The following is a 17,819-nucleotide window of genomic DNA, read 5'->3' on the forward strand; positions in this document are numbered from 1 at the left end:
GACAGGCCAGTGACAACGGTCGCGGAAGCGCAGAGATGACACCCCGGTTCCTGTGGCTGGACCTGACACGGAAGTGCCAGCTCCGCTGCACGCACTGCTACAACTCATCCGGGCCCGACGGTACCCACGGTGCCATGGCCCGCGACGACTGGATCAGCGTCCTGGACCAGGCCGCACGCCTGGGCGTCCGCAGCGTTCAGTTCATCGGCGGCGAGCCGACCGTGCACCCTCACGCCGCCACCCTTGCCGAGCACGCGCTGGTCCTCGGCCTGCACGTCGAGATCTTTAGCAATCTCGTCCACATCGCGGCGGAGTGGTGGACGCTCCTTCAGCGAGAAGGGGGCGGCCTTGCCACGTCGTACTACTCGGACCAGGCTGCGGACCACAATGCGATGACCGGCCGCCCCAGCCATGCCCGGACGCGGAAGAACATCGCGAAAGCCGTTCGACTGGGCATCCCGCTGCGTGTGGGGGTCATCGGCGATAGCGAGGAGACCATCGACGCGGCCCGGCGTGATCTTGAGGCCTTGGGCGTGACGAGGATCGGTGTGGATTACGTTCGCCCCTTCGGACGGGGTGGGCAGGGCCAGGACTCGGACGCATCTGGGCTCTGCGGCCGATGCGGCTCCGGCAGAGCTGCCATCGGCCCTGGTGGCGAGGTTTCCCCGTGCGTCTTCTCAGGTTGGATGAGCGTAGGGAACGTTCAGGAAGACGCCTTGGCCGCCATCCTCGGCAGCGCTGCCATGACCGAGGCGAACGTGGCGATCCGCAGCGCGGTCCGCACTCGGCCCGAGCTGCAATGCGAGCCCCAAAGCTGCTATCCCGACCAGAGCCCTTGTTACCCTGCCCAAACCCCCTGCGCCCCCCAAGGACAAGTGCCTGCCGCATGCGGCCCTGATGATCAGGAATGCAGCCCAGGCAGTCCGTCCACCTACTGCAACCCAAGGAGATAGCGTCCTGATGCCTCTCGATCCCGGCCCCGGGTTCAGGGCGTTGATCAGGCCGTACACGGGCCAGGTGACCCGTATCGGTCCGCCTGACGGGCACGGGTTCAGCACGGATCTCCTTGCCGTCGTCGATTGCGAGAACGGGCCCTTCTTCGTCAAGGCGATGAAGAACCGCCCCGGTGGTCGGCGTGATCAGATGGTGCGGGAGAAGGTGATCAACCCGTTCGTTCGATCGGTCGCCCCGGCCCTGCTCTGGTCAGTTGAAGACGAGGAATGGATCGTCCTCGGGTTCGAGTTGGTCAAGGGACGAGAGACCGACTTCACGCCTGCCTCAGCAGACCTGCCGGTGGTTGTGGATCTTCTCAATCGCATCCACGACATGGAGCTTCCGAGGGTCGTCCGGGGCTGGACAGAGACCAGGTGGGACTGGTTCGCCGACAGGGGCGCTCCAGCCCTGTTCCGGGGCGACACGCTCCTCCACGCGGATATCAACCCGAGCAACCTGCTTATCGGCCAGCGGTCCTGGGTCGTGGACTGGTCTTGGCCGACCAGGGGCGCGGCGTTCATCGATCCGGCCATGCTCGTGGTGCAGCTCGTTGCCGCCGACCACACGCCGGAGAGTGCTGAGTCGTGGGTGTCCACATGCGCGGCCTGGGCGAACGCCGACCCGAAGGCCATCGACGCCTTCGCGGTGGCCTACGCCCGTATGAACCGCCACAGGGCTCTTCGAAGGCCCGGAGAGCGGTGGCTGGCTGCCATGGCTGAGGCAACTGAGGCGTGGGCCACACACCGAGGCGTGTACCTGTGAACCAGGTGATCGGCGGTGACTCGTGGCCTGTGCGGACGGGTAAGTGAGCACGGGGAAATCCTGGAGGATGCCCTCTGGGGGGCGTATGCGCAGGCCAGAGCCGGGTGATGGGTAAAACACAGATCTACGAGGGCACCAACCAGGTCCAGCGCATCGTGATGGCCAGGAACCTCCCCTAGCAGGGTTACTGCCCAGTCCGTGAAGTGGCCCACCCCTCTCAACCGATCCAACAACCCCTTCCGTGCTCTCCTCTGACCAACCAAAGAAAGTGCCCCGGCCGGAGTTATCCGGTCGGGGCACGCGCATTTCTCAGTCCAGCAGCGAGGCAGGCATGACCATTCGTGCGCGGTCATTCAGGTCGCGGGCGGCATGATTCTTTAGGTGCGGTTTGATCAGTTTCAGCATGCTTTGCATTCGCTGATCGGCCCTCCCTGATTGGACTAGCGGGTAGTCGTCAAGCGCGCTGTGCCAAGTGGCGCATGCTGCTTCCACGTGTCCTATAGCGATTTGCCGTTCGGCCAGAATGGCCCGCTCCTTGACGCGAGTGCGCCGATAAACGTCATACCTCAATCGGTCTGATTGCTTCATTGCTTCGACTGCACCAGTCACATCACCGAGCTCATAGCGAACCTGGCTGGTGTGATAGTTCAAGGCCGCCGGATCATATGACCCGAATGCTTTCTGTTGAGACTCGGCCTTATCCATAGCAATTTCTGCTTCCCGAAGGTACATGAGAGCCTTGGTCTTTTCGCCAATCTGCGCCGAAGCGTGCGCCTGTTGACCAGCGAGAAATGCCCGCATCCTGGGACCGGCCTTGGGGGACGCAGCAGCAGCGGCATCGGCAAGCCGCATCGCGGTCCTGCCATGCCCTAGATCGACTGCCTGGACGCTCATACCTCGCAGCGTGGTGCAATAGGTTAGGTGATCCTCTGAGGCTCCAGCCAACTCCAAAGCCTTCAAGTAATATTTCTGAGCCAGTCCGTGAACCCCTTCATCCACAGCCATGTACCCGGTGAGGTAACACAGATCCGACGCAGCCGACATCATCGCTTTGCGGACTTCTTCTGTGGCGTCGGCTCGAAGGTACGGAGCCACCGTATTGACAAGGAAAGCTGCGGCCATGGGGCGTGCGTGTCGGCCACCGAACTGATCATCAAGCTCTGAGATCCGTTCGGTCATGGCCACGACCGTATGGACGTCAGGCATCCCTATGCGCTGCACTTGCCCTGTCTGAATGGCTTCCATCCGGCCTGCAACGTCCGGCCAGTTGGGCACAGTCAACGCGACAGAGAAGAGGCTCACGCCAAGGACACTGCGGCGCGAAGGGTCCATGTCCCGCCTCCCCAAGTCGATCAACGCCTCAACGGTACTCGGGCGTGCGTTCGACTCGTTGGCAGGCAGGGGGAATCCTGCCTCAGCGTGCGTGATCGGTCGGCCCAGCTTCCGGGCGAACGCCTCCAAGATCAGCGGTCGGGCAGCCTCTTTCGGCATGTGCCCCTTAAGCCACTGATGGGCGGACGGCTCCCGGTACTTCTGTGGCGTTCCGCGTTCGGTGCCGATGCGGTTGACCTCCTGGACGAGCTGCCGCAGCGTCCACCCGGTCTCTTGGAACAGCCGTTCCAGGCCCTCGTTCGGCTCCCGCTCACTCACGACACGCTCAACTCCCCGGCTAAAGCAGGCGCTTAAAGCTCTTGAAAACTGCCGCTCTTGCCACGGTATCGCGATGCGTAGTGGAGCGGTTGCCTAGAGCGAGAAGGACCCCCGCAACCGTGCGACCGGTCCGGGGGCATGGCCAACGCTACGAAGGAGCGTCAACATGAGAGAGCGTATCGCCCGATCCATGAGGCCGTGGCTGCGGAGGTTATTCCCCGCCACCGGTCGCCATCGGACAGTCGATACCTCAAGGTTCGCACCGGCACCCGCTGCCGTGCCCCTACCCGCCCCGGCCTGCGTGCCTGTCTGTAACGCAGACACGCCCACGCTTCAGCTCCCGCGCATCGCGGCCGGAGAACGTTTCCCGATCGCTTGGGACACCGACCCCGTGCCGTTGTACGTCCTGCGGCACGAGCGGCAGCGAGCCTCGGGGATCTCGCGGTGAGCGCGATCGAGCCTCCAGCCCAACCGCAGGAGGCACAGCAAGGCCCGCCCAAGCCCCCGACTCAGCAGGAGTTGGACGAGCGTGCGGACGCCCTGAATCAGAGGATTGACAAGCACCTTGGGCGCGACGGGCTGACCCGATGACCTCATGTGCCACGTGCGCCCGGCTGAAGCAGGAGAAGGCCAAGGCCATGGAAGCCGGTGACTATCGGCTGGCCGCCGATCTTGAACTGAAGATCCGGCACCATCCGGACGGTCACACGATGCCTCCGTTCGGACCTCGATGGGGGTGGATCGGGTGAACGAGCCGACGCCGTACAACGGGCCCCAGCCGGGCGAGGAGGCTTACGACGCCGCCACGGGACGTCTGGGCGTTCTTCAAGCCGTCTGTGACATCGATGAACTCATCTTCGATCACCAGATGCCGGGCCCACTCATCGCGTTCCTCCGCCCCCAGAGGGGCGGACAGGAGTGGATGACTGACTCCAGGAACGTCAAGTTCCCCAACGAGGCACGGCCGCATCCCGACTCCAGCGGCGAGTAGCCCTGACGCATCCCATGACTCCACCCGCCGGACGGTGTTGATTCCCGCCTGGTGGGTGGGTGAGCCCCCGCCCCGATCGTGCGCAACAGGAAGGGCTAGCGGTCGGGGCGGGTCAGCAAGTGCCATGCACCACTTCAACCAGGGAGGGATCACAGCAATGACAACAGTAGTGAACGACCAGCGGACCGGCCGCTCACTGGTCAGCGAAGAGTTATTCGATAGCCTCGCTCACTTCGTGGCCACCCACAACGGGCAGACCCCGGAGCGGGCCGAGCGCATCGCCGACCAGGCGATTGCGTTCCTCGCGACCGTGGCCACCGCCACCGTGCCCATGGTCCCGTCGGACGACGTGGACATGGGTCTGCACGCCTTCATCCTGCACACCAAGGCGTACGGGGAGTTCTGCGACCAGCACGCCGGGCGCTTCCTGCACCACAACCCCGCCCCCGGTGGCGGCGGGCGCACCCTGGAAGCGGTCACGGCCAGCGCGCACGCCATGAAGGCGGCGGGCTTCATGGTCTTCGATGACCTGTGGACCGTGAACGGCGAGAACGCCGCGCAGTGCGATTCCGACTGCGGACGGCCGTACGGACAGGCGGAGTAATCTCCGGCCGGTGATGTGAGACAGGGCCGCCCCTCGGCACATGCTGAGGGGCGGTTCGCTCTTCTAGAGAGGATCAGATTTCGTGGCCGAAGCAGCGTCGTACGAGATCCCCACCAGCGTCTTAGAGACGCTGGTGGCTTCAGGAAGGCGGCTCGTACTCGACCGGCGCGGGTCAACTGTTTGGGAGGTTGAGACGCAGCAGGGCCGGTACGCCGTGAAGCTCGGCTACCCAATCAAGGCAACAAGCGAATGGGAGGCCCAGGAATGGACGGCCCTGGCCCCCGCCCGCGAGGGTGCGATCTTGCAGCAGCTCGACAGGGGCAACGTCAGCTACGGCGAATGGGAACACGGCACCTGGAACGTCCAACCCTGGTACCAGGGCGACAGCCTGTACGACCTGTGGCAGCCGCACCGCGCCGAAGGGGCCTCATCAGAGCCCGACCTAGGCGAAGCACTGTCGTGCGCGGAAGCCGTAGCCGCGTTGCACGCCACGGGGTGGGCGCACGGAGACATTCAACCCGCACACCTGATCATCAGCGATGAGGGAACGGCCCTTATTGATCTCGCCCTGGCTCACGGCGGCGCCATCCCTGCCGCGTATGACTTCAGCTATCGGGGCTGTCTGGTCCACTACGAGAGCCCCGAGATTTCCCGGAGCGTGCTGGAGACTGGTACGGCCCTCCCGACCATGGCAGCGGACGTCTACGCCCTTGGCGCCTCGCTCTTCATCAGCGCGACCGGACTGCGCCATGTCGCGTACCCGGACGACGCCAGCCGCAAGGATCAGCGGCAAGCCATCGTGGACGGACCGCACCGCCCGGTGAATGTGCCCGGAGTGCTCGGCAAGCTCATCGAAGCCATGCTCAGCCCCGATCCGGCCGACCGGCCCACGAGTGCCGAAGTCTGTAAGGAACTGAGCAGCGGGCGCTGAGCCCCCTTGATCGCCCCGCCCATCCGATCTACCCCCTGGGACGGATGGGCGGGGCTCGCCGCAGTTCAGGCAGGGCTGGTCACGTGACCAACGCATGACCAACAGCGGCCCCGGGAGCCCAGTGATCATGGGGAAATCCTGGGGAGACCCCCTCTGAAGGGGTCGTTCATGCAAGTCACGGCCCTACGGCCTGTAAAGCACGCAGATTTATGAGGGCACGAACCAGGTGCAGCGCATCGTGATGGCGCGCAACCTTCCGTAGCCGGCCGGAACGCTTCCGCGGTCGGCCGGAACGAACGAGCGGCGCCGGGCCCATCGGGCCCGGCGCCGCTCGTCTCTCCCGTTCGGATCAGTTGCTGGAGACGGTGACCTTGTCGTCGTTCTTCAGCTCGCCCATCAGCTGCTTGACCTTCGCCATGTCCCACTGCACGGCGCTGCCCTTGGAGGTGGCCAGGCCGGGGTTGGAGACCGGCATGTTCATCTGCTTGCCGTCGCCGCCGGAGACGCTCTTCATCGCGAAGAACATGTCCTTCACGTCCCACAGGCTCATGCCCTTGTCGACGACCAGGTTGTCCAGGCCGGCGCCCATCGTCGGGTAGAGCTTGAACGGGTTCAAGATCGTGCTCGGCGAGGCCGCCTTGTTGGCCAGCGCGGACAGGAACTTCTGCTGGTTCTTGGTGCGGTCCAGGTCGCCGCCCGCGAGGCCGTAGCGCTGCCGGACGAAGGCGAGCGCCTGCTGGCCGTTCAGCGTCTGCTTGCCCTTCTTCAGGTCATTGCCGGACTTCTTGTCCTTCATGTCCTGCGGGATGTCGATGTCGACGCCGCCGACGCCGTCCACCAGGTTGGCGAAGCCGTCGAAGCCGATCTCCGCATAGTGGTCGATCTTCAGGCCGGTGTTGTACTCGATCGTGCGGACGAGCAGTCCGGGGCCCTCGGAGGAGTACGAGGCGTTCAGCTTGTTCTGGCTCTGCGGGATCCGCCGGCCGCTCTCCGAGCCGGTGAAGGCCGGGATGGTGACCCAGGAGTCACGCGGGAGGCTGACCATGGTGTTGCCGTTGTCACCGACATGAAGAAGGATCATGGAGTCGGTGCGGCGGCCGTCGGCCGAGCCGGTGTGCAGCTTCTTCTTGTCCGCGTCGGACATGCCCTCGCGGCTGTCCGAACCGACGATCAGGTAGTTGGTGCCCTTGCCGCCGCCCGGCCGGTCCTCGACCTTGCTGAGGTCGACCTCGCGGCGGAGCTTGGAGTCGGCCCAGAAGTAGGTGCCGATGCCGACGGCGAGCAGCAGGACGATCAGGGTGACCAGGCCGATGGTTATCCGGCGCTTCCAGTTCTTCGGCCTCACCGGACGCGGGCCGCGGCCGCCGGGGCCACCCGGGCCGTGGTCGCCGCCGCCGGGTCCGCCGTCGCCGCGGCCGTAGACCTGACCGGTGTTGTAACCGTCGTCGTAGTCGTCATAGCCCTGGGACGCCTGCTGCCGCGGAACGGTGCCGCGGGGCGAGAGGTCGGGCGGCAGCGGGGGCTCGTCGTACGGCGGTGGACCGCCCGCACCGGGCGCGCCGCGCCTCACCTGTGGCATCGCGCGAGCCCCCTCCGGCTCGGAGCTGCCGCTACCACGTCCGTACCGGCCGCTACCGTCGCCGGACCATCCCTGGGGCCATTCGCTCATGCGATGCAGTGTGCCTGGTCGGGTGGGTCGCATTACAGGGCGGGTGCCGGATCGCGGCAGGGCTGTTGCAGACCTGATAAGAATCTGGTCCGCATAAGGTGGACGACATGACCAAACAGGCCCAGGGTGCGGAACCGGAGCTTCCGGGAAAGCCCACCTCCGCCTCTCGTACCACACTGTCACACATCATGACCGGCAGTGACACCAATCTCCTCGGGACCGTCCACGGCGGCGTGATCATGAAACTGGTGGACGACGCCGCCGGAGCGGTCGCCGGACGCCACTCCGAGGGGCCCGCGGTCACCGCGTCGATGGACGAGATGGCCTTCCTCGAACCGGTCAGAGTCGGCGACCTCGTCCACGGTTAGTCCCCTAAGACATAAACCCGCTGACCAGCGGGAACGCGGCAAGCAGCTACAGGCGGCCCCGACGCTGTCACAGTAAGGCGTCGGGGCCGTCCGCTTATGGTGGTGTCATGACTGATCAGGGCCCTACGTCGGCAGGGGACGACCTTCCCGGCAAGCCGACATCGGCGTCGCGTACGACGCTGTCCCACATCATGACGGCCGCCGACACCAACCTGCTCGGTACCGTCCATGGTGGCGTGATCATGAAGTTGGTGGACGATGCGGCCGGAGCAGTCGCGGGTCGGCACTCGGGCGGCCCCGCCGTAACGGCGTCCATGGATGAAATGGCGTTTCTCCTGCCCGTCCGTGTGGGCGATCTTGTGCATGTTCACGCACAGTGCAACTGGACTGGCCGTACGTCCATGGAGATCGGCGTACGGGTCGAGGCCGAGCGCTGGAACGAGTCGACGCCGGCGCAGCAGGTCGGATCGGCTTACCTGGTGTTCGCCGCGGTCGACGCCGACGGCAAGCCGCGCACGGTCCCCCCTGTGCTTCCGGAGACAGAGCGCGACAAGCGGCGCTTTGAAGAGGCGCAGATCAGACGTACGCACCGGCTTGCCCGGCGCCGCGCCATTCGAGAGCTGCGCGAGCAGCGTCCGAGCGAATAAGACGCGGACACCCCCGCCAGGAAATCCCGACGGGGGCGTGTGGTGGTGCGCTCAGGTCAGCTCAGCTCGGCTTGCCACTTGCCGCGGCCGAGGAAGGTACGGCCGTCGGGCATGATGTCCACCCGGGCCCCTCGCACCGGTAGCTCGCCGTGACTCAGCCAGTAGTCGCGGACCTTGTCGAGGGCGTCCCACAGTCGGCGGGGGCCGCCCTGGTGCACGGTGGGCCGCTCGTTCCCGGTCGCCGTCGCACGGGCCCACGATCCGTCGGCATGTGCCATGAGCGCGACGCGCTGCTCGCCGTCCTCCCGGTACTCGTGCTCGATACCGGGCGCCTCGACGTCGAGCATGGATGCGAGGTCCCACGCGTTCGCCACGTCGACGACGGGGTACGGACCGCGGGTCACTTCATCTCCGTCCAGCTCCGCGGCCTTGGCGAGACGAACGGCCACACCGGGCGGGTAGTCGTCACCGTGACGAGCGTGCATGAACCCTGCCCGGTCCCACTCGACGCGCCCGGTCGCGCCGCCGTCCTCGTCCTTCTCGGCCGTGACGAGAAGGGAGGTACCGGCGATCGTGGTCACCAGCCGACCGCCGGGGCGAAGGACCCGGAGCCAGCCTGCGGGGATGGTGCGTACAGACACGGTGGCGACGATCCGATCGAAGCTCGCGGGGTCGTACGGCAGGTCCCCGGTCGCGTCGATCGTGTCGAGCGTGGGAGCGACCCCAGCCTCGCCTACCCGCTTGCGGGCGGCCTCGGTCAGGTAGAGGTCGACATCGACGCTCGTCACCTGCTCGTCGCTCAGCCGGCGGGCAGCGAGGGCGGCCCCGTACCCGCTTCCCGTGCCCACATCGAGCAGCCGGTCGCCATCGTCGATGCGGGCATGCTGGAGCATGCCCACGACCAGGCTCGGCAGGGTGGCCGAGGACGTCGGCCGGCCGTGCGGCCGGTCGGCCTCCGTGGCGTGGTCGGCGTGTAAGGGACCGACACGGGTCACGAGCGAGGTGTCGCGGTACGCCGCGTCAAGCCAGCGATCCGGGTCTGAGGGGCCGTCGTGCAGCTCCCAGCCGTCCGAACCGCGCTCCCACCATCGGGGGACGAACAGATGCCGTGGCGTAGCGGCGACGGCCGGTGCCCATCGGGAGTGCCGGTGTGTCGCGGCGCCGGCCAGAGCGACGGCGCGGGCGGACCAGTTCACGCGTGAACTCCAAGGGAGGGAGGCGGGGCGGGTGCGAAGTGCTTCGGGGCGCAGGCGGGTGTGCGGGCGGGGTCGCAGTCGTTCGAATCGGCCGGGGTACAGGCATCGGCGCGCGGCTCGGGCACGGCTGCAATCATCTCGCCCCACCGGTCGCTGTGCAGGATCTCGGCGAGACGCTGTTCGCGGACGTTGCCGGCGACCATGAAGCGGCTGAGGATGCAGCCGGACACGGCCCCGTCGGGGGAGACGGACACGCGGTGCCGGAAGCAGTGCCCGCACAGCTCGGCGGCGGTCGGCATGCTCGTGTCCGGCTCGGCCGCACGTCCGACCTTGCGCATACGGTCGACCTGGATTTCCTTGATGCCGAGCCGGTGCAGCTCCGCTTTGGCCTGCTCGACGCGCTGCCCCTCGATCACTTCGACGATGCCGGCACGCATCGGGATACCGCGGCGGACCGCTTCGACGATGTTCGCCCTGGTGCGATCGAGGCTTCCCCGCGTGCGGGTGATCTCCTCGTGCTGCGCCCGGTCGTCGCTGTAGTAGGACGTGGCGAGGCAGACGCCCTTACGGCTGAACGAGTCCCAGAGAGACGGCCGTACGTGGGTGAGGTTCGAATACACCTCGACGCCGAGGCCGGCGTCGAGCGCCTCGTCGATGAACTGCGGCAGGTGCGGCGAGAGGGTCGGCTCGCCGCCGATGAACTGGACCAGGAGGATGCCCAGTTCGGCCACGTCCGCGATGACGTGCGACCAGTCGTCGCGGGTCATGTGCCCGGAGGGCGCCTGCGGGCTGCTGTCGGTGCAGCAGTGGGTACACCGGAGTTGGCAGGTCCCGGTGATCTCCAGCTCAACGGATTGGATACCGATCACGGTAGCTGTGCTCACGTGAGTGCCTCCATGAGTAGACGGGTGCGACCCTGACCCTGCGGTCGCCTGGGGTGGTGCACCGCCCCCGCGCCGCGGGGGAACCGGTAAAAACGCGGGGGCGGCGGTCAACGGGCGGCGTGCTTCGCCGGTTTCCGACGGCGCCGGCCCGCCCTCGCCGGGGAGGGTTGGCACCCGGTGTCGAACAGGCGGGCGAGGCGCAGCGCTTCGGCTTGCATCCATCGGGCGGCCAGTCGAGGCGTGGGCGCTCGGTAGGTGGCGAGTATGACCTCGCGGGTGCCGCTTAGGTCGTGGGCGGTCGCAGAACAGTGGGAGGCGAGGGGGAGCCGCGCGGAAGTGTGTGCCGAGCCAGGCGGAGCGAGCGTCAGCACAGCCGCGCTCACGGCTTACCCCTCGGGCCTGGTGCCGCTGCTCGATGATGTGGTCGAGCTGGATTCGGTACAGCTCGACCTGCGCGGGCTCCAGAATCAGGACCGACTCGGACATGCCGCCGTCTTCGTGGTGGACCATGACCGGTAGGGCGGCCTGCTGCGCCCGGTGGTCGTAGATGACATCCCGTTTCAGGGCACTGACGTGGGTGACCGGCACGGGCACGGGGCGCAAGGTGGCACCGCTGGACGGGGCCGACCATTCCCGGCCACCTCCCGGCGGGCGCAGGTGGTAGGACGCCGAGCTTGCGCCCGGTACTCGGGCGACGACGCCGATCCGCCCGTTCTCCGCGAGGTCTGAGGCGAGGTCGCCGAGCCGGGGGCGAAACGGGGTGCCTGCGCTTAACTCGGCGCCCTGCGCGGAGAGTTGCTTCGAAGTCTGTTCGGCCATGCCCCGAAGCTAGGAGCAGGGCAGCAGCCGAATATGAACCGCAGGAATATCACCCTCATCCATCGAGGTGAAAGCGGTCTGACATGCGGCGCAGCTTCTCACGGGTGGTCGCTCGTTCGGCGTAGACGAGGCTACGCAGGGTTGACCGCGCAATGGGGTGGTTGCGGATGAGCTGGGGCGCGATGTGTTCGGCCTTCTCCAGTTCCTTCAACGCCTTGTCCCGGTTTCCATCCCAAAGCCAGGCGCGGGCAAGGTCCATGTGGTGGTGCCCCTGGCGGGAGTTGGGGAGCCCGGCGACAAGTTCGGAACTTGTCTTCCGGTTTATGGCCAGAGCCCTTCGCTGCTCGCGCATCTCGAGCGCAACGCTGATGGCGTGGATCTGGACGTTGCCCGGCGAGAACGTGAGCGAATGCCGGTCGTACACAGGGGGACCGGAGCATTCGCCCAACCGGTCTGCGGCGTCCTTGGCGTGCGCGATGCGGTCTTCGGCCTCCGCCCGGAGTCCGCCCCGTGCTGCCGAAACCGCCGCGCGCAGTTGCAGCGAGCCCCATGCGCGAATGGCCAGCGGTTCGCCCTGGTCGTAACCCTGCTGCACGCTTCGAAGCGCCTTGTCCGAGAGGGCGACGGCGTCCGCCCAATCTGCGGTTGCCCACATGTCCCATACCCGCATCCAGTCGGCCACGGCTGGCATGACGGAGTCGCCGGATAGCCGGGCCGACCATGCGGCTCGTTCACAGGCCATGGCGACCAATTCGGGGTGGCCGAGGGCGTGCGCGGCGGTGTGCGCGAACTTGCAGCACACGGCGTAGATCGCGAACGCTTCCTCGCGCTCATGGCCGGTGGAGACCTCGGCGAGGGCGCGAGCCTCCCGGAACAGGTCGGGAAGCACCTGCATGATCGCCACGTTCGCCGCGGCGTCGCGTAGGCGGTGCAGTCGAGTGGTCTCCTGCCAGAGCTGACCAGCCGGCCGCGGGGTGCCGTCGAAAATGGGAGTGAGGTCGTACCGTCGCAGTTCCCGCAGGACTGATGACGCGGCGACCTGCCATTGATTCTCGTCGGGTGAGTTGTTGTACGGACGGCCGATCAGGTCGTTCGGGTGCACATGCAGCTCGGCGGCAAGCAGATTGAGCAGGCCGACCCGGTCCAGTTCGATGAGGCCGCGTTCCATCTTCGACACCCACCCCTGAGACTTCCCCAGGGCGGCGGCGAGGTCAGCCTGCGGCATCCCGAGACGAAGCCGTGCGCGACGTGCGCGGCGACCGATCTCCTCGGCTTCTTCCAACATCAGTGCGCCCCCTTTGCGGTGTGGCGCCGGCGGGGTTCAAACGGGTGGCGAGGCATCCGTGCTCCATCCGTCGGGCGTATACCTCAGAACGGTACCCATGGTGCGGGGCGGGTGTGGAGCGCTACAGAGCAGGAAGGGCAACAGGAAAACAGGAACGACAAAGGCGCCCCCGCTCCGGCGCGAGACCGGGCGGGGGCGGTGCGGACGGCCCGCGTGATCTCCTCGCGGCGCTGCGTGTGGTGGTCGCCGAACACTATCGGTGTGAGCCCTCGCCTATGGCATACACGCCAAGTCCGTCCATGACGTCGGCTGGGCCTCTTTCCTCAGCATGCTTGCATACAAGATGACCCGGTACGGGCGCACATTCACGAAGATCGCCCGGTACTTCCCCTCCAGTCGGGTGTGCTACCGGTGCGGACAGAAGAGCTCCGCGCCCGGCGAAACACCGCCGGGCGCGCCGACGACGCCGTCGACGATGCCGTCGAGGGCGCCGACCGGCCGTGACCGGGGCCGAATGGCCGTGACGGTCAGAGCGCGCGGGTGGCGCCGCCCTCGGGGCAGACGACCTCGTCGCCGGTGACGGCCCCGAACCCGGCGGCGTCGGTCTTCGGCGCCTCGGCCCGGACCGGCCGTACGCCCTCGTAGTCCGCGCCGACCGTGATCTGCATCACCGCGCCCTGCCCGACCACCGGCTTCAGCCGGGCCTCGGGCAGCGCGGCCGCCAGCGAGCGCACCGAGCGGTCCCAGATGGGGTCGTACGCGATCACCGTGTGGCGGACGTCGGGCGTCGCGGCGTCGGCGGGGGAGCCGGTGGTGGCGAAGCCGGTGGCGTGCAGTGCGCGGTCCGCGCGGCGGGCGAGCCCCGTCGTATTGGTGCCGTTGAGCACATGCACCTGGATCCGGGCCGGGTCCACGTCCACCGGGGTGGCCCGGACACGCTTCGGGCGGTGGGTGACGAGCCGCCGGTCCTCGCGGAGGGCGGTGAAGAGCCGCTCGGCCTTGGCCTGGTCCCAGCGGAGCGTGGAGCCGGCCCCCTTCACCGGCACACCGGGCAGCACCACCGGGACCGAGGCGAACTCCGAGGACGCGGGGGTGACCCCGTTCATCGCCCGCCCCAGGGCGACCAGATCCTCCGCGCTGAAGCCGTGGTCGGCGCGGACCGAGCCCAGCAGGGCCCCGGCCACCCGGTTGAACCGCACCGGGTTGAGCAGGATGCCCCCGGCCGTGGTCTGGTGGACCACGGCGGCCATGAAGCGCTGCTGCCGCTGGATCCGGCCCAGGTCGGAGGTGCCGTCCACATGGCGGGAGCGGACGTACTGCAGCGCCTGGCCGCCGCCCAGCACATGGGTGCCGGCCGGCAGGTCGAGGCCGGTGTGGTCGTCCTTGAGCGGCCGCGCGGTGCAGATCTTCACCCCGCCGAGCACATCGACCGTCTTCATGAAGCTGGTGAAGTCCACCTCGAGGTAATGGTCGATATGGACGCCGGTCAGCTGCTCCACCGTGCGCACGGTCAGACTCGGCCCGCCCTCGGCGTACGCGGCGTTGAGCTTCCGCGGATGGCTCGGACGGCGCTTGCCGGTGGCGTCGGTGTACGCGGGGATCCTGGCGTACGAGTCGCGGGGCAGGCTGACCGCGCTGACCCGGTGGTGGTCGCCGGACAGATGCATCAGCATGATCGTGTCGGTGCAGCGGCAGGGGGCTCCGCCCAGCCGGTACAGCGCCTTCTCCCGAGGCGTGATCTTCTCCCGCCCGTCCGTGCCGACCACGAGGAAGTTGACGCCCCCGCCGGTGCTCTTCGGCCGGTTGTCCAGGCCGCCGAAGGCATCCACCCGGTGGATCCCGGAATCGAGCTCCCTGACCAGCAGATGCCCGATGCCGCTGACCGCCAGCACCAGACAGGCGCCGCCCGTGGCCAGCCGCAGCCCCCAGCGCGGGCGGCGGGAGCGGGGACGCGACGGGCGCGGCGATCGGGCCGGTGCATTCACTCCGGGGACCTCCGTGAACTTCGGCGGACTGGGCGGAACCGCCTCACCGTAGGCCCATACGACGATCGCCTTGACGGCCCCACGCCGCCCGTACCGGGCGCTGCCACCCGGGCGGCGCGTTCCGGAGTCCCCCATTCGCGGTAACGTGGCCCGGAAACCGCAGTCTTTTGGGGCCCCCGCCGCCAGTCTTCTGGGGCCCGGCCCCCGAACCCCGAGGTGCCATGCCCCCGCATCAGCTCCCGGCCGTCTCCGTGATCATGCCGGTGCTCAATGAGGAACGCCATCTGCGCAATGCCGTACGGCACATCCTGGAGCAGGAGTACGACGGTGAGATGGAGGTGGTGATCGCGCTCGGCCCGTCCGCGGACCGCACCGACGAGATCGCCGCCGAACTGGTGGCGGAGGACCCCCGGGTGCATACGGTCCCCAACCCCACGGGCCGCACCCCCGCCGCCCTGAACGCGGCGATCAAGGCGTCCCGCCACCCGGTGGTGGTCCGGGTCGACGGCCACGGCATGCTCTCGCCCGACTACATCGCGACCGCCGTACGGCTCCTGGAGGAGACCGGCGCGCAGAACGTCGGCGGGCTCATGCACGCCGAGGGCGAGAACGACTGGGAGAAGGCCGTCGCCGCCGCCATGACCTCCAAGGTCGGGGTGGGCAACGCGGCCTTCCACACCGGCGGTGAGGCGGCCCCCGCCGAGACCGTCTATCTGGGCGTCTTCCGGCGCGAGGCGCTGGAGCGGCAGGGCGGGTACAACGAGGAGTTCATCCGCGCCCAGGACTGGGAGCTGAACTTCCGGATCCGCGAGGCCGGCGGGCTGATCTGGTTCTCGCCCGAGCTGAAGGTCTCCTACCGGCCGCGGCCGAGCGTGCGGGCCCTGGCCAAGCAGTACAAGGACTACGGCCGCTGGCGCCATGTCGTGGCCCGCTTCCACCAGGGCTCGATCAACCTGCGCTATCTCGCCCCGCCGACCGCCGTCGTCGCCATCGCGGCGGGCATCGTGGTGGGCGCGGTCGTCACCCCGTGGGGCTTCGTGATCCCCGGCGGCTATCTGGCCGCGATCGTCGCGGGCTCGCTCCCGGCGGGCAAGGGGCTTCCGGTGGCGGCCCGGCTGCGGATCCCGGTGGCGCTCGCGACCATGCACATGTCGTGGGGCTGGGGCTTTCTGACCAGCCCGCGGGCGCTCGCCAAGAAGGTCATCGCCAGCCGCCGCCCGGCGGTCATGGCGCCGTAGCCGTAGCCGTAGCCGCGCCCGTACGCCTGGTACGCCTGGTACGCCTGGTACGCCTGGTACGCCACGTACGCCACGTACGCCGAAGGGGCCGGACCCGCATCGGGTCCGGCCCCTTCGCATGCCGTGACGGACGTCAGAAGGTGTAGCCCGTGTTGACCTTCATACAGCCCTTCTCCTCGCCGTTGAGCGCGTCCGCGCTCTTGGGCGTCTTGTCGCCGTCGTCCGCCGCCGCCTCCGGGTAGGCGGTGCCCTGGCGCCAGTCGTTGCCGACCACCAGGGTGATCTCCTGCACCGACTTCGACGACTTCACCGCGGACTTCGGCAGCTTCAGCGCCTTGGCCACCGCCAGGGCGTCGCCCTGCCGGGGCTCGGCCGGGTAGAGGACGGTGGTGTCGGCCTGCGAGATGAGCACCGCGTTCGCGGTGGCCTTGGCGTAGCCCAGCCGGGCCAGTTCGGAGGTGATCTCCGAGGCACGGCCGGAGGCCGGTCCCAGGACGGTGCTGGCGGTGCCGTTCTGCACCACCACCGGGAGCTGGTCCTTGGGCGCGGTGGGCGCCGGGGTGGCGTCGGGCTTCTTCTTGTCCTTGCCGTCCAGCGCTGTGTCGTTGCGCAGCAGCGAGAAGGTCTGCTCGGCGTCGCCCGGCTTGGGCAGCACGTACTTCTGGCCTTCGCCGTACACCCAGGGCATGGTGATCATGGTGGTGCGCTTGGTCGGCACCCGCTTGAGGTCATTGCCCAGGTCGTACAGCTTCTTGGGGGAGCCGAGGCCGTGGTCGACAGTCAGCGCCTTGGTGGCGGCCTCCGTGAGGTCCATCAGCTTGCCCGGGTCGCTGAGCTTGGTCCCCGACTTGAGCTGGCGGATCATCGAGGTCATGTACATGTGCTGGGCCTTGGCCCGGCCTATGTCGGTGTTGTCCTCGAAGCCGTAGCGGGTGCGCAGCCACTGGAGGGCCTGGACGCCCTTGACGTTGTGGGTGCCCTTGGTCAGCTTCAGACCGGAGCCATGGCCATCGCTGTCATGGGAGTAGACGTTGTTGTTCACGCACACCGGTACGCCGCCGATGGCGTCCGCAATGGAGACCACCCCGGAGAAGTCGATCATCATGAAGTGATCGATGTAGACGCCGGTGAGTTCCTTCCAGGTGGCGACCGTGCAGCCCGGACCGCCGTACTGGAGCGACTCGTTGATGGGCCCCACGGTCTTCGGGTAGACCGTCCCGTCGTCCGGATCGGTGCACCGGGGGATGGTCACCCGGGTGTCGCGCGGAATGCTGACCACCGACATATTGCCGCGGTCGGCCGAGACATGCACCAGCATCTGCACATCGGCCAGCGGTTTGCGGTCCGCGTCCCGCTTGGCGCCGCCGAGCTTGACGTTCTCCGCGGTGTTCCGGCCGTCGGAGCCGATGAGCAGGATGTTGAGGGGGGTCTGTCCGGCGGCGTTGGGCTCGGGTTTGCCGAGCTTGCTGTCGCCGAGGTCCAGATCCGCCTTCTTCAGATTGCCGTTCAGATGTTCGTAGTAGAAATATCCGGCGCCGGCCCCGCCGAGTACCAGCACGGCCAGCGTCAGGGCGGTCCAGCGCAGGATCCGTACCCCGCGACTCCGCTTTGGCTTTGGCCGCCCCCGACCGCCCGGCCGGCGCCCCGCGCCGTTCGACGCGAGGCCCTCCCCTTCCGGCGGGCTGTCGTCCTCACCGTGTTCACGGGGTTCGGGAACGGTGGCCCGCCGCCCTCTCTCCCCCCGCACACTGCTCTGCCGCATCGGGCCCTCCCCGCAGTCTCTCGGTCGTCCGGCCC

General features: G+C 67.9%; 14 protein-coding genes and 1 pseudogene. 8 read left to right on the forward strand and 7 right to left on the reverse strand.

Annotated elements, in window-relative coordinates:
• The first annotated feature begins 35 nt into the window (after positions 1-35).
• Positions 36-953 carry a radical SAM protein gene (locus NP777_RS30050; RefSeq protein ID WP_256653310.1) on the forward strand — a complete coding sequence of 306 codons (918 nt, stop codon included), beginning with the start codon at positions 36-38 and terminating at the stop codon, positions 951-953.
• Between the two features lie 7 nt (positions 954-960).
• Complete coding sequence (locus tag NP777_RS30055; RefSeq protein ID WP_256653311.1) at positions 961-1,755, forward strand: protein kinase; 795 nt, start codon at positions 961-963, stop codon at positions 1,753-1,755.
• Positions 1,756-2,064: 309 nt separating this feature from the next.
• On the opposite strand, the gene NP777_RS30060 is transcribed toward NP777_RS30055, so the two are convergent.
• Positions 2,065-3,405, reverse strand: a complete 1,341-nt coding sequence (locus NP777_RS30060) for a tetratricopeptide repeat protein (RefSeq protein WP_256653312.1) — start codon at positions 3,403-3,405, stop codon at positions 2,065-2,067.
• A gap of 745 nt (positions 3,406-4,150) precedes the next feature.
• Between NP777_RS30060 and NP777_RS30065 the strand changes: the two genes are divergently transcribed.
• The 3 genes from NP777_RS30065 (at position 4,151) to NP777_RS30075 (ending at position 5,931) form a co-directional block, all read left to right on the forward strand.
• Positions 4,151-4,396, forward strand: a complete 246-nt coding sequence (locus NP777_RS30065) for a hypothetical protein (RefSeq protein ID WP_256653313.1) — start codon at positions 4,151-4,153, stop codon at positions 4,394-4,396.
• A 157-nt stretch (positions 4,397-4,553) separates the two neighbouring features.
• On the forward strand, positions 4,554-5,000 hold the full coding sequence (locus NP777_RS30070) for a glycine-rich domain-containing protein (RefSeq protein ID WP_256653314.1): 447 nt from the start codon (positions 4,554-4,556) through the stop codon (positions 4,998-5,000).
• An 82-nt stretch (positions 5,001-5,082) separates the two neighbouring features.
• Positions 5,083-5,931, forward strand: a complete 849-nt coding sequence (locus NP777_RS30075) for a protein kinase domain-containing protein (RefSeq protein ID WP_256653315.1) — start codon at positions 5,083-5,085, stop codon at positions 5,929-5,931.
• Positions 5,932-6,280: 349 nt separating this feature from the next.
• On the opposite strand, the gene NP777_RS30080 is transcribed toward NP777_RS30075, so the two are convergent.
• Positions 6,281-7,600, reverse strand: coding sequence for an LCP family protein (locus tag NP777_RS30080; RefSeq protein ID WP_256653316.1), 1,320 nt, complete (start codon positions 7,598-7,600; stop codon positions 6,281-6,283).
• Between the two features lie 107 nt (positions 7,601-7,707).
• Between NP777_RS30080 and NP777_RS30085 the strand changes: the two are divergent.
• Positions 7,708-7,962: pseudogene (locus NP777_RS30085) on the forward strand (acyl-CoA thioesterase); the annotation flags it as partial.
• Positions 7,963-8,075: 113 nt separating this feature from the next.
• Positions 8,076-8,615, forward strand: coding sequence for an acyl-CoA thioesterase (locus NP777_RS30090; RefSeq protein WP_256653317.1), 540 nt, complete (start codon positions 8,076-8,078; stop codon positions 8,613-8,615).
• Positions 8,616-8,671: 56 nt separating this feature from the next.
• On the opposite strand, the gene NP777_RS30095 is transcribed toward NP777_RS30090, so the two are convergent.
• From NP777_RS30095 to NP777_RS30110, 4 genes are all read right to left on the reverse strand, one after another.
• Entirely contained in the window at positions 8,672-9,811 is a 1,140-nt protein-coding gene (locus NP777_RS30095) for a methyltransferase domain-containing protein (RefSeq protein ID WP_256653318.1), read from the reverse strand.
• Positions 9,808-10,695: a radical SAM protein gene (locus NP777_RS30100; RefSeq protein WP_256653319.1), complete on the reverse strand. Its 888-nt coding sequence runs from the start codon at positions 10,693-10,695 to the stop codon at positions 9,808-9,810. Before NP777_RS30100 ends, NP777_RS30095 begins: the two co-directional genes overlap by 4 nt.
• Positions 10,696-11,569: 874 nt before the next feature.
• On the reverse strand, positions 11,570-12,799 hold the full coding sequence (locus NP777_RS30105) for a helix-turn-helix domain-containing protein (RefSeq protein ID WP_256653320.1): 1,230 nt from the start codon (positions 12,797-12,799) through the stop codon (positions 11,570-11,572).
• Between the two features lie 527 nt (positions 12,800-13,326).
• Positions 13,327-14,784, reverse strand: a complete 1,458-nt coding sequence (locus tag NP777_RS30110; RefSeq protein ID WP_256653321.1) for an LCP family protein — start codon at positions 14,782-14,784, stop codon at positions 13,327-13,329.
• A gap of 221 nt (positions 14,785-15,005) precedes the next feature.
• Between NP777_RS30110 and NP777_RS30115 the strand changes: the two genes are divergently transcribed.
• The gene (locus tag NP777_RS30115; protein WP_256653322.1) at positions 15,006-16,022 is read left to right on the forward strand and encodes a glycosyltransferase family 2 protein; all 1,017 of its coding nucleotides are present in this window, start codon (positions 15,006-15,008) and stop codon (positions 16,020-16,022) included.
• Between the two features lie 133 nt (positions 16,023-16,155).
• On the opposite strand, the gene NP777_RS30120 is transcribed toward NP777_RS30115, so the two are convergent.
• Positions 16,156-17,784, reverse strand: coding sequence for an LCP family protein (locus NP777_RS30120; protein ID WP_256653323.1), 1,629 nt, complete (start codon positions 17,782-17,784; stop codon positions 16,156-16,158).
• Positions 17,785-17,819 lie beyond the last annotated feature (35 nt).

The organism is Streptomyces rugosispiralis (assembly GCF_024505145.1).
Lineage (GTDB): Bacteria > Actinomycetota > Actinomycetes > Streptomycetales > Streptomycetaceae > Streptomyces > Streptomyces rugosispiralis.

Coding starts and splice junctions, on each gene's coding strand:
- NP777_RS30080 (WP_256653316.1), bottom strand. CDS start 7,600: ATGAGCGAATGGCCCCAGGGATGGTCCGGCGACGGTAGCGGCCGGTAC.
- NP777_RS30055 (WP_256653311.1), top strand. CDS start 961: ATGCCTCTCGATCCCGGCCCCGGGTTCAGGGCGTTGATCAGGCCGTAC.
- NP777_RS30120 (WP_256653323.1), bottom strand. CDS start 17,784: ATGCGGCAGAGCAGTGTGCGGGGGGAGAGAGGGCGGCGGGCCACCGTT.
- NP777_RS30050 (WP_256653310.1), top strand. CDS start 36: ATGACACCCCGGTTCCTGTGGCTGGACCTGACACGGAAGTGCCAGCTC.
- NP777_RS30115 (WP_256653322.1), top strand. CDS start 15,006: ATGCCCCCGCATCAGCTCCCGGCCGTCTCCGTGATCATGCCGGTGCTC.
- NP777_RS30105 (WP_256653320.1), bottom strand. CDS start 12,799: ATGTTGGAAGAAGCCGAGGAGATCGGTCGCCGCGCACGTCGCGCACGG.
- NP777_RS30070 (WP_256653314.1), top strand. CDS start 4,554: ATGACAACAGTAGTGAACGACCAGCGGACCGGCCGCTCACTGGTCAGC.
- NP777_RS30090 (WP_256653317.1), top strand. CDS start 8,076: ATGACTGATCAGGGCCCTACGTCGGCAGGGGACGACCTTCCCGGCAAG.